Annotated in this window: 11 protein-coding genes; 1 reads left to right on the top strand and 10 read right to left on the bottom strand. The window is 50.1% G+C overall.

What is annotated here, in order from left to right:
* Positions 1-97: 97 nt before the first annotated feature.
* The 5 genes from J0X21_RS14835 to J0X21_RS14815 are packed head-to-tail and all read right to left on the bottom strand — an operon-like array spanning position 98 to position 5416.
* Positions 98-1036 (bottom strand): oxalate oxidoreductase subunit beta, encoded by a 939-nt coding sequence (locus J0X21_RS14835; protein WP_206812989.1) that lies wholly within the window; start codon positions 1034-1036, stop codon positions 98-100.
* A gap of 21 nt (positions 1037-1057) precedes the next feature.
* Entirely contained in the window at positions 1058-2245 is a 1188-nt protein-coding gene (locus J0X21_RS14830) for an oxalate oxidoreductase subunit alpha (RefSeq protein ID WP_209011446.1), read from the bottom strand.
* A 21-nt stretch (positions 2246-2266) separates the two neighbouring features.
* Entirely contained in the window at positions 2267-2554 is a 288-nt protein-coding gene (locus J0X21_RS14825) for a 4Fe-4S binding protein (protein WP_206812988.1), read from the bottom strand.
* Between the two features lie 35 nt (positions 2555-2589).
* Positions 2590-3240 (bottom strand): oxalate oxidoreductase subunit delta, encoded by a 651-nt coding sequence (locus J0X21_RS14820; RefSeq protein ID WP_328813025.1) that lies wholly within the window; start codon positions 3238-3240, stop codon positions 2590-2592.
* 22 nt (positions 3241-3262) lie between these two features.
* Positions 3263-5416 (bottom strand): AAA family ATPase, encoded by a 2154-nt coding sequence (locus J0X21_RS14815; RefSeq protein ID WP_328813023.1) that lies wholly within the window; start codon positions 5414-5416, stop codon positions 3263-3265.
* 384 nt (positions 5417-5800) lie between these two features.
* Between J0X21_RS14815 and J0X21_RS14810 the strand changes: the two genes are divergently transcribed.
* The gene (locus tag J0X21_RS14810; protein WP_206812986.1) at positions 5801-5983 is read left to right on the top strand and encodes a hypothetical protein; all 183 of its coding nucleotides are present in this window, start codon (positions 5801-5803) and stop codon (positions 5981-5983) included.
* A 61-nt stretch (positions 5984-6044) separates the two neighbouring features.
* Here the strand turns inward: J0X21_RS14810 and J0X21_RS14805 are convergent, their stop codons facing one another.
* From J0X21_RS14805 to J0X21_RS14785, 5 genes are all read right to left on the bottom strand, one after another.
* Positions 6045-6734, bottom strand: coding sequence for a GntR family transcriptional regulator (locus J0X21_RS14805; protein WP_206812985.1), 690 nt, complete (start codon positions 6732-6734; stop codon positions 6045-6047).
* Positions 6735-6906: 172 nt separating this feature from the next.
* Positions 6907-8481 carry a phosphoenolpyruvate carboxykinase (ATP) gene (gene pckA / locus J0X21_RS14800; protein WP_206812984.1) on the bottom strand — a complete coding sequence of 525 codons (1575 nt, stop codon included), beginning with the start codon at positions 8479-8481 and terminating at the stop codon, positions 6907-6909.
* A 455-nt stretch (positions 8482-8936) separates the two neighbouring features.
* Positions 8937-9941 (bottom strand): ABC transporter substrate-binding protein, encoded by a 1005-nt coding sequence (locus tag J0X21_RS14795; RefSeq protein WP_206812983.1) that lies wholly within the window; start codon positions 9939-9941, stop codon positions 8937-8939.
* A 472-nt stretch (positions 9942-10413) separates the two neighbouring features.
* The gene (locus J0X21_RS14790; protein WP_407947657.1) at positions 10414-11250 is read right to left on the bottom strand and encodes an ABC transporter permease; all 837 of its coding nucleotides are present in this window, start codon (positions 11248-11250) and stop codon (positions 10414-10416) included.
* The gene (locus J0X21_RS14785) at positions 11237-11977 is read right to left on the bottom strand and encodes an ABC transporter ATP-binding protein (protein ID WP_206813004.1); all 741 of its coding nucleotides are present in this window, start codon (positions 11975-11977) and stop codon (positions 11237-11239) included. Before J0X21_RS14785 ends, J0X21_RS14790 begins: the two co-directional genes overlap by 14 nt.
* Positions 11978-12199 lie beyond the last annotated feature (222 nt).

The raw sequence follows: 12199 nt of genomic DNA, 5'->3' as shown, positions 1-12199 counted from the left end.
TAATCTCGCAGCAATGACCTGAAAACTGGGAGGAAAGCGATGCTCCCCCGGGCCGCCATGGCGACCCGGGGTTGCGTTTGGGGATATAGAGCATCTATTACTGAGCAGGGACGCTGACTTCGATACCCACTTCTTTCAACCTGCCGTTGGCAAATTGCTGCAGCTTTTGAATATGTTCAGGCTGCAGGTGGGAGAAACGCCCCTGGAGCTTGATATATTCTTCAACCGGTTTAATTTCTTTGGGTTGGTAAGTGAGTTTGTACTGACCTTCGTTCAATTCGTACAGTTGGAACATCCCGGTTTCAACCGCTAATTTACCCATTTCAACGGTTTTATCCGCGGGGAAACTCCAGCCTTTCGGGCAGGGCGCATGGACGTACAAGAAGGACGGGCCTTGAGCATTTAAGCCTCTGCGCACTTTGTTCATAAGGTCAAGGGGATAGGCCAGGGACGCGGTGGCGAGGTATTTAAGCTCCGGATGCCCGTGAGCCATCATCTTGGGCAGGTCTTTGGGCATCAGCTTTTTCCCTTCCGGAATCACCGGGCCGGCCGGGGAGAAGGTGGTCCAGGCACCATAAGGTGTCGTGGGTGAGGTTTGGATCCCGGTATTGGCATAGGATTCATTGTCATAGGCGATAAAGAGAATGTTATGCCCGCGGTAGAAGGCTGCAGAAAGCGCTTGCAAGCCGATATCAGCCGAGCCGCCGTCCCCGGCCATGACGATAATGTTGGGGAATTCAGCATCTGTCTTATGTTTGCGGATCATGGCTTTATAGGCGGCCTCAATCCCGGAAGCTACCGCACCGCCATTGGTGATCTGAGCATGAATCCAGGGAACTGCCCAGGGACCGCAGCCATAACTTGTGTTGGCAACGTACATACATCCTGTGGGGCCTAAAAAGATTGTATTGGGGCCTGCAGCTTTGGCCACCAACCGGTATTGCAGGGCTGGACCGCAGCCGGCACAGGTGCGGTGCCCCGGAACATAGTATTCTTCTTCTGGTGCTTTACGTAAGGATTTGATTTCCTCTAACACGTGATTCCCTCCTTTCAAAGCTTACAGTTCAAACGGCAGCCAGTAACTTTGTTTGTCCGCTTTGCCGGCTTTCGCAACTTCTTTGAGTTTCATGAACATTTTGTAGAACTCATCATGGGTAATCATTTCTCCGCCCAAACCGGCGACAAAGCCTACGGTCGGGATCTTGTCACCCAGGCCGTACAGAGCCGTGCGGGCCTCGGTCAAGAGCACGCCGGCCGCCCCGGAAATCCCGAAGTTAACCGAGTTGTCCACGGTTCCAACCGCCTTGAATTTCGAAAGGGCATTACGGACTTGCTCAGTCGGGAACGGACGGAAAGTGCGCAGCCGGACTAGGCCGACCTTTTCTCCCAGGCTGCGCAGACGGCGCACGACCGTTTTCCCCGTTTCGGCGTGACCGCCCTGAATGAAGATGGCAACTTCCGCATCATCGGTCATGAATTCTTCAACCCACGGATCGTATTTGCGCCCGAACATCCGTCCGAATTCATCATGCACTTCTTCGATGACTTTGCGGGAACCTTCCATGGCTACGTAGCGCTGGTACTGCATGCCCGGCCCCATTTTGGGCTCCATCTGGGCACCGATGATCTGGGGTGTGCGCACATCCAGGACGTGGTGGTTCTTGTACGGGGGCAGGAATTCTTTGACTTGAGCCGCATCTGGAATCTCTACTTCGCCTAGAATATGGGAGACAAAATATCCGTCCTGGCAGGCATATTGGGGCAGGAGCACACGCGGATCTTCCCCGATCCGGTAATACATGAGGGTCATATCCAACGCTTCCTGCGGGTTGGAGGCCCAGCCTTGAATCCAGCCTTGGTCACGGGTACAGAGCGCATCGGTATGTTCGGAACCGAAATCTCCCGGGGGATCGAGGGTTCTGTCGGCAATCGCCATTTGCACCGGCAGCCTTTCCCCGGAAATCGGAGAGTACACTTCCATGGCATAGGTTACACCCACACCGGAACTACCGGTGAAGGTACGGGCTCCTGAGGCCGAAGCCCCGTAAACAACGCTTAACTGAGCATGTTCGCCCTCGCCGTAAACAAACTCAGCATCTAATTCTCCATCGGCGACCATGCGCGCGAGTTCGGACATAATGCCGGTATAGGGACGAATTGGATAGGAACAAATCACATCAACGTCAGCGAGCTTCACTGCATTGGCAGTGGCTACGCAGCCGGAAATCCGCTTGACAACACCCATTATTCATTCACCTCCTACAATCTAATCCTCAAAGTCTAATTCAGGCACCAGGCTGATGGCCCCTACGGGACAAACCTCATTGCAAATGCCGCAGCCCTTGCAGTATTTCAAGTTGAATTCCATTCCCGAACTCGCCGCTTTGATGGAAGAATCGGGGCAGCTGATCCAGCAAATCAGGCATTCCGTGCATTTATCAGCGTCTAAGATGGGACGGCGGGTCCGCCAGCTACCGGTAATCATTCCCTCGTTTTCAGTTTTGGGCGAAGGCACGGTTCCGGCAAACGGTACTTCATTCGGGGATATACTCACGGTCTTGCACCTCCTGAAAAATATTTCGTTTCTGCCTAGCCGGCATTGACCAATGTTTTGACTTCCGCAACCTGGGCTTTCTCATACGCACTCTTGGCAGCCTGTTTGTTGGCTACGATCTTGAGCAGATTCTCAAACTCTACGATTCCCGTCGCTTTAACCACTGCTGCTGCCAGAGGCGCACCTAGTCCTTTTCCGATACCTGAAGCATCAGTAGCGCCCTCGGCACCGGAAAGGGTAATGATCGACTTGGCTAAGCTTGAAGCATCCACCGTGATGATAGATTTCAGATTTTCTGTTCCTTTTTTAAGGAATTTGAACAGATACTCAGGGGGTCTCTTTGTATTCACAACCAGAACGGCTCCAGGCCGGATCCCTGCCAGGATGTCAACCCCTTTGACCAGGGTCTCTTCGGTAAGAACTACAATATCCGGAGTTTCATTTTCGTACACATACTTCGACTCAATCGGTTGATCGCTGATTTTTCCGTAGGCGCGAACCGGAACATAAATCCGGTCAGGCAAGTCAACATAGTTTTCCCAAGCTTGAACATACTTCCCTTCCTTGGCTGCAGCTTCAGTCAAGGCGACCACGACGTCACGGGCTTCCTTGTTCTCATAAACTCCCCGGGCCCAAACTGTGATTTGTTTTAGGCCGGGCTCTTCAAACAATTTGTTGCTTGACACCATTTTTGCCTCCTCTCCAAAATTACCTTAGCGCTTCGAGTGTTTTCCTCCCGATCTTCTTTGGTTCACCTCCTTCAAGCTCGCCCTGGGGGCTGGTTTCCGTCAGGACTTGGTTGAAAATTAGTTGATTTATCTTGACCCTCGTGCCCTGTCCCATCGATTGCCGTAAGGCAATGAATGATGCCTTGTGGCACAAGGTAGCCAATTCTGCCCCGCTCATTCCTTTCGTGCGTTGTGCCAGCTCTTTAAAATCCAGATCCGGTTCAAGCGGAAGTCCGGTGGTATGAATCTTAAGAATTTCCTCTCTTTCATTGCCCTTGGGCAAGGGTAAATCCAGAATGTACTCAAACCGGCCCGCACGGAAGAGTACCGGATCAAGCAGCTCCGGACGGTTGCTTGCCGCTAATACCGTCACCCCTTCCACTTGATCCAAGCCGTCGAATTCTAAAACCAACTGGCTGATCAGCCGTTCTGAGAGGCCATTGTTGCCCTCTGCCCGGGAACGCACCAGGCCGTCCAGTTCATCAAAGAAGAGAATGCAGGGTGCGGTTTGCCTGGCTTTAACAAAGAGATCGTGGAGCGCCTTTTCTGCTTCGCCGAGCCGACGCGATAAAAGGGTGGGCCCATTAACCGAAATAAAATTAATTTTCGTGGCTCTTCCCATAGCCCGGGCCAATAGAGTTTTTCCGGTTCCGGAGGCACCGGTAAGCAAGATGCCGCGGGGCGGGGTAAAATGGTACTCCTGACAAAGCTCCGGATTATGCAGCGGCAGTTCTAATAAAAGTTTCAACTTTTCCTTAATCTCAGCCAAACCTCCGACTTGATCGAGGCTGATATCCGGAATCTCGGAATAGAACTCCCTGGTCGCAGACGGTTCAACCTCACGCAAGGCCGCGTTGAAGTCGTCCATCGTCACTTCGAATACCGGTAGGGCACGGTCATAATCCCCCGCAGCCAATACTTTTCTGAGGGCGGTCATCCCGGCCTCTTTAGCCAGGGCTGCCAGGTCGGCGCCAACGTAGCCGTATGTAATCTGGGCTAAATGCACCAAGTCCACATCCGCTGCCAAAGGCATGCTTCGGGTATGGATCTTAAGAATCTGCAGGCGTCCTTCTTTGTCCGGAGGCAGGATCGCAATCTCCCGGTCAAAGCGGCCCGGCCGTCTCAAGGCGGTATCCAGAGCGCCCGGGATATTGGTCGCTCCAATCACGATGACCTGGCCCCTGTTTTCCAGCCCATCCATGAGTGCCAGCAGTTGGGCAACCACCCGTTTTTCTACTTCCCCGTGAACGTCTGAACGCTTGGGAGCCACGGCATCCAATTCATCAAGGAAAATGATGCTGGGAGCATGGCGTTTGGCCTCGGTAAAAACTTCCCGCAGCTTGGCTTCACTCTCGCCGTAGAATTTATGCATGATTTCCGGGCCGTTGACATGAATGAAATGGGCTTTCGTTTCAGCCGCGACCGCCCGGGCAATAAGCGTTTTACCCGTACCGGGGGCACCGTAGAGAAGCATTCCTTTTGGAGCCTCAATTCCCAGCTTCCGGAAAACCTCCGGAAATTTCAAAGGCAATTCCAGAATCTCCCGGATCTTTTGTACCTGGCGGTTCAACCCGCCGATATCCTCGTAGGTGATTCTTCCCTTACTGACGCCGCTGATCTCAGGCACGGAAATATGAATCTCCGTCTCGGCTGTCACCACGACCGGACCTCCCGGGGCCGTACCCAGAACGCGAAAGCCTTTTTCCTGCTGCCCGAAAAAAACCAGGGATAGTTCATCATCAATGAGCAGCGGTACTCCTTTCAGCACCTTGAGAATTTCCTGCTCATCCTCTTGGCGCCACTCCGAAAAGTTCTCGAGCGGGGCGAGCACCACTTTTTTGGCTTTCTTGCTTTCCGCTTTGGAAACAGTTACTTTTTCATTAAGGCTGACACCCGCGTTTCGCCGAAGCATGCCATCCATCTGAATAATTTGCTCTCCGTAGACATCCCCGTAAGCAGCCAACACTTTGACTGCTGTGGCTTTCTTCCCCTTAAGCAAGGCGGCATCCCCGGAATTAAGGCCTAATAAATCCATATGTCCCTTATTAAGACGCACGACCCCTTTGCGCGCATCTTCGACTAAACCTTCTTTTACGGTTAGTTCAATTTGGTTTTCTTCTGTCAGAAGGCCCACCCCCTCTGATTTGGTATACAGGATACCATTATATCTATGGCTCCAGATCACGGAGTAGGAATTGCCCCAATGCCTTTGGTATACGGTATGCCATATTGTCGTGATATAATAGATGCCGGTATAACAAGGCATCTATTGACGTATAAAGAAGTTCTAGATTGCTTTAGAAAATCCTTCAACAATTTTACAAATAATTACATCAAGATTCGACATAAGATTCTGACTTTTTCCCCTAATCACTCAGCTATTGACTTTTATCTTCTTATCTTCTTGCTTTTTATCTTATTATCTTATTATCTTTTGCTTTTTATCTTCTTGTCTTCTCTTGGCTGAAGATATTTGAATACTTTTTGGGGAATACTGTTTCCCGAAGGAGCTGGTGTTATGATCCCATTAAGTCCGAAGGGCTACCGCGCATCCAGGAAATTTGAACTAAAATACGGGTTTGATTGCAAGTTATTGGCCGATGGGTTAGCCCTGGCGCTCAACCATGAGGAACTGGCAGAATTCTTGCATATAACTCCTGCTCAGCTTGACCGGTTCTATTTACGCTGCCATAAGTTCTAATCCTTCTAAAACTATATTCCCGTTTTGCCAAGCTATGCCTGTTATATTTTTACCTTAACAGCTATTCTTCTTTAAAATGATGGGTCATGTAGGTTTCAAGGTAGGCGTCCCGTGAATTTTCGACGTGTTTGATCGCTGTTCTCTCGGCTTCTTTCGGATCACGCTTACGCAAGGAATTCAGCATTTCCCGGTGCTCAATAATTGCCTTCTCCGTGCGCCCGGGTTTGGTGTACCCAATCTGAGCGAACTTTCTTATATATTCTCCTAAGGTACTGATCAAGTCGTAGAGACGCGGGCTATCCGCTGACCGGTAAATCGTATCGTGAAATTTATCGTGCAGGGTGTTCACCTTTTTAACATTTCCCTTTAAGTGTTCCTGATTAATTTGCTCTAAAAGGTATTCCAGCCGTTCCACTTCTTTATCTTCAATCTTCTCGGCCGCGATGCGGCAAATCAGGCCTTCAAGCACGCTGCGGATCGCCAGAATCTCCATGACCTCTTCCTTGGTAAATCCTGCGACCACCACCCCTTTGCGCGGGATATGCACAACCAGCCGTTCCAGTTCGAGCTTGCGAATGGCCTCCCGTATGGGTGTACGGCTAATGCCAAGCTTTTCAGCGATATCGCGTTCTACCAGGCGTTCCCCGGGTCTCAACTTACCATCCAAAATTGCATTGCGCAAAGTAGAGAAAACCGTTTCCCTGATGGGCCCAAAGTCGTCAAGTTTGATTGGAGTGAGTTGGTTTTTCAAGCCGGGAACACCCCCTGGTCAGTAGTCAGTAGTCAGTATACGGCATCCGGTATACCACTTGTTTATTAAAAACCAAATGGCTTTTCTCTCGATGATGTTATTCTATCAAATGCTCATCCAAAAATAAACACTTTTTTGTGAAATTTTCCATAGAAAATGTTCCTTCGTTTTTTCAATCGATATGTTGTAATTTCGGTCCTGCCAGCCTTATCTCCTCGGGTATATTTTCGAACCTCTCAAAATTCTTGGCGAATCTTGTTGCCAAATCCAAGGCCGTCACATCATATTCCGCTTGGTTCTCCCAAGTGTTGCGCTGGGTTAAAATCTCATCCGGAACCCCTTCAATATGATTCGGCACCAAAACCCCAAAGACCGGATCAGGCGTGAAGTCCTCCTGCTCCACCGTGCCATTAAGCGCAGCAGTAATCATGGCTCTCGTATACTTCAGGTTTATACGTTGGCCCACACCATATGGACCGCCGGACCAACCGGTGTTGACCAAATATACTTTAGCGTTAAATGCAGCGATTCTGGCTCCTAACATTTCAGCATATACGCTGGGGGCCAGCGGAAGAAACGGCGCCCCGAAACAGGCAGAAAAGGTTGCCTCCGGTTCCTTAATTCCGCGTTCCGTCCCTGCAAGCTTGGAAGTGTATCCGGAAAGAAAATGATACATGGCTTGTTCTTTAGTAAGCTTGGCAAACGGCGGCAGCACCCCAAAAGCATCCGCAGTCAAAAACACGATCACCTTGGGATGACCGGCCACTCCCGGAATCAAAGCCCCCGGAATATGGTCAATCGGGTACGCCGCCCGCGTATTCTCCGTTAAAGAACTGTCCATATAGTCAGGCGTGCGGCCCTCCGGCTCCAGCACGACATTCTCAAGCACGGAGCCGTACCGGATCGCATTCCAAATCTGGGGTTCTTTCTCTTCGGTCAGGCCCAGGCACTTGGCGTAGCATCCCCCTTCGAAGTTAAAAACCCCTTCCTTGGACCAGCCATGTTCGTCATCTCCGATTAGGCTGCGCTCCGGGTCTGCGGAAAGCGTCGTTTTGCCGGTGCCGGACAGGCCGAAGAAGAGAGCCACTTGCCCTTCCTGGTCAGTGTTGGCAGAGCAATGCATCGGAAACACATCTTCTTGAGGAAGAAGGTAATTTAGGACACTGAAGATGGATTTTTTCATTTCCCCGGCATACTGGGTTCCGCCGATTATAATAACCCTCCGGGCAAAAGAGCAGATAATGAAGGCCTCAGAATTTGTTCCATCCGTTTTCGGGTCCGCCTTGAATCCCGGAGCTGCTATCACGGTAAATCCGGGCTGATGGGAAGCCAACTCTTCCGCAGTGGGACGGATAAACATCTGATGGACAAAAAGGTTCTGCCAAGCATATTCATTAATCACCCGGATTGGAAGACGGTAATTCTGATCCGCTCCGGCAAAACCATCAAATACAAAAAGCTCTCGTCCCTTTAGATAATCCTTTACCTGTGCGTAAAGGGATTCGAACTTTTCTTTGGAAAGCGGGCGGTTGATACTGCCCCAATTGATTTGGTCATGAATTTCCGGTTCATCCACAATGAATTTGTCTTTCGGCGAACGGCCGGTATAAATCCCGGTTTTAACACTTAAAGCTTTGGACGATGTCAATACACCTTCCCGCCGCTCTAAAGACGCCTCGACTAATTCAGCCACCGGCAGGTTAAAATGCACCTTGTCTGACTGCAATATTCCCTCTGCTTCTGCCATTTCTTATTCTCCCCCATTATGCCATCTTATTTCTAGATACGGCCAATTTTCATATACCCTTTGGCGGGAATTCTGTGATAACTTTAGAAAAAGACTACACCAATAGTATAACTTTATTCGTAATTATGACAACTATTTTTTCCCGAAAAACCGCTTTGTTTCTAAATCTTATAAAGGAGACTTGCTTCAGATGGGGTTTTAACCCCATCTGAAGTTTAGTTGAACTTATCCAGGGGCTTAGCGCCACTAAACTCATCCTCACCGCAAAAGTCGTTCTGTGGAGTTTGCGGTTCGGCAAAAGCATCCACTGGATGCTCTTGTACTTAAGAAGTGGGAGTTTAGTGGCGGTTAGCCATCGGATTAATTAGAAAAGGCCCCGCACCCCGCTCCAATGTTTTTCCCGGAGGCGGGGTTAGGGGCATTGTATTCTGGGAAACTACTGAGCGTTTTCTTACTTACTTCACGTTTTTGAGTGCCTTTTGCGCGAACTCCGTGGTGACCACTTTATCATAAGGGGCAATTTTACTGAGCTCTCCCGCATCTTTTATAATATCTTGCAAAAGGTAAAAGTCTTTTTCCTTAAGAATCGGGTCCTTCTTCCAAGTATTCTGTTCTTTGTAGCGCTTAATTGCACTAATTAAAAGCTCATCACTGTCGTTGGCGAAATGCGGTTTTATGGCCTTGGCAATTTCTTCAGGAGAATGGGAATCCACCCAGCGCTGCCCTTTGTAAATGGCGTTGGTAAACTTCTGAATCAGCTGCGGATTTTGTTCGATCGTGCTTTTTTTGGTGAAATAAGCCGTGTAGGGAACTTCTCCGCTTTCTTTGCCTAAGGAAGCGACAATGTAGGCTTTGCCCTCTTGCTCCATACTCGAAGCGGTGGGTTCAAAAATAATGACGTAATCCCCTTTTCCGCCCATAAACGCACCCGGCATGGCCGCAAATTGCATGGTCGTATCAATCTCAACATCTTTGCCCACCGTTAAGCCCGATTTCTTTAGGACATATTGGAGGACGATGGCCGGCATGCCGCCTTTGCGGCCGCCAATAATGCTCTTGCCTTTGAGGCCGCTCCATTTGAAATCAGGGTCCGGCTCCCTTCCCATCAGGAACGTTCCGTCGCCATTGGTAAGCTGGGCGAAGACCACACTGTAATCCTCTTTCCCTTCGTTAAAAACGTAGACACTGGCTTCCGGCCCGGCAAACCCGATGTCTACCTGCCCGGACAAGACTGCGGTCATCACTTTGTCTGCTCCCTGTCCGTTGCTAAGCTCGACTTCAAGCCCTTCTTCTTTAAAGAATCCTTGAGTTAAAGCCACATACTGCGGGGCATAGAAAATGGAATGCGTCACTTCCGACAGCTTCACCTTGGTCAGCTGTTCACCCTGAGTGCCGCAACCTGAGAGTACAAGAGAAAGCGCTAACACCAGGGCCATAAGTACAGGCATCATCCGTTTCATACTAAGTATTCCTCCTCTTCTTCCTGAAGTAAGGAGTCAGAATTCAGGAGTCAGTACTCAATCAGTATTCAGAATTCAGTAGTCAGTACTCAATCAGTACTCAGAATTCAGAAGTCAGTATTCAGAATAACATTAGCTTCTGTTTCCGTCTCCCGTCTCCTGATTCCTGACTCCTGTCTCCTCACTCCTGCCCTGTAACATGCCGGCAAGCTACCTTGCCCGCTCACCACGCGCCGGAGCTGCTCGCTTGTCGACTCGCTACCGCGCCAAACCTTTGGGTAATACCTGGAGTGAACCGTGGCGCGGCTTCACGCTTCGTCGACTGCGCTCACGACGCTCCTCTGCTCTACGGTTCGCTCCGCAAGGTGGCTTGCCTGTTACATTCATCAGTGGTGCTGCGTAGCAGCATGGAAGTCTGACTCCTGTCTCCTATCTCCTGACTCCTATCTCCTGTCTCCTGTCTCCTGCGTGGTTACTTATTCTTCACAAGCACCTTTTCAAGATAAACCACCCCCTGGTACATTAAGGCCGCTGCCACACCCAGAATAATGACACTTGTCATGACCAGGTCCAGCTTAAATACCTGCCCCCCGTAAACAATGAGGTATCCTAAACCTGCTTTAGATACCAGGAATTCGCCTACGATCACCCCGACCCAAGACAGTCCGACATTGATCTTCAGGGCATTGATAATCGTCGGAAAAGAGGCCGGAAGCAGCACTTTGGTGAGCACTTGAAACTTGGTGCCGCCGAAGGTTTGCACCAGCTTGATCTTCTCCTTGTCGATTGAGAGAAATCCGTTTAACACCTCCAACACCGTCACAATCAGGGAAATTGCCAGGGTCATGACGATGATTGCGGCGGGCCCGGCCCCGATCCACACGATAAATACCGGCCCCAGGGCAATCTTGGGCAGGCTGTTGAGTACAACTAAATAAGGTTCCAGCACTTTGGACAGAAATTCCGACCACCATAAAATAATCGCAATAACCGTCCCCAAGAGGGTTCCAAGCACAAAGCCTATCACTGTTTCAAGGCAGGTAATGCCAATGTGGTGAAATAAAACTCCCTCTTCGTACAAGGAAAAAATGGTTTTAAGCACCCGCGTCGGCTGGCTTGTGATAAAGGAATCAACGATATTAGCCCGGGCAAAGATCTCCCATAAACCGAAGGATATTACCAGAATCAGAACTTGGGTAAAACGGATCCGGGTTTTTTCCAGGCGCACCTGCCGTAGAAATTCTTGGTGCTCCGGGGAGATAAGGGTAGAAGTCTCGGCCATAGCCTTGCGCGCCTTACGCTTCAACATGGACATCAAGCTCCTTCCAGATCTCTTGGAAATAATAACGAAACTCCGGCGCTTCCCGGGAGGTTAACGGGGTCCGGGGGGCAATGCTCAAGCTGAGGGAGTAGATTTGCTTGACCGTTCCCGGCCGTTTGGAAAGGACAATCACCCGGTCCGCCATACTGATGCTTTCGGCAATATCATGTGTTACCAGAATCGCTGTTTTATTCTCCCGCTTGATAATGGCGTAGATATCATCATTCACGGCCAGACGTGTCTGGTAATCCAGAGCGGAGAAAGCCTCGTCCAGAAGCAGAATTTCCGGACTTGTCATTAAGGTCCGGATCAAGGCGACTCTTTGCCTCATCCCGCCTGAGAGCTGAGCGGGGTACTTATGGCGAAACTCATACAGCCCATAGGTCTGAAGCAGGTGCAAAGCCCTTTCTTTGACCTCCGCGGTTACTGTTTTTCTAATTTCCGGACCGAGCATGACATTCTCAAAAATCGTTCTCCAATCAAGCAAGTGGTCTTTCTGCAGCATGTACCCTATTTTGGAAGAAGTCCCGGCCACCTTTTCCCCACCGAGCAAAACGGTGCCGCCGGTTGGGGCCAGCAGCCCTGAAATAATGGATAAAAGGGTGGATTTGCCGCAGCCGCTGGGACCGACAATACTCACAAATTCCCCCGCTTGCACGGAAAAATTAATGTTTTGAAGCGCGGTTATTTCCCCATTCAGGGAATGGTATTTCATGCTCACGTTATGTACCTCAACCACAGGCCAGCCTCCCCCCTCGATGTCTTATTTCGCACTGAACTAACATTCAGCGGGGGTTGAATCCATCCTTCAGCGCAATAGCGTAAGTTAAGGGCTAAGCGCTTTCGGCGAAAGTGTCCACTGGACACTTTCGTCTCTGAATGAAGTCTCGTTCAACGCGTGCGCCTTAGTCTTTTATAGTGTATTGAGAGGGGGATG

The sequence above is a fragment of the Paradesulfitobacterium ferrireducens genome (assembly GCF_017310645.1).
In the GTDB taxonomy this organism is placed as follows: domain Bacteria; phylum Bacillota; class Desulfitobacteriia; order Desulfitobacteriales; family Desulfitobacteriaceae; genus Paradesulfitobacterium; species Paradesulfitobacterium ferrireducens.
Note: the sequence above shows the minus strand (reverse complement) of the source record. Positions and strands in the feature narration are given on the sequence as shown.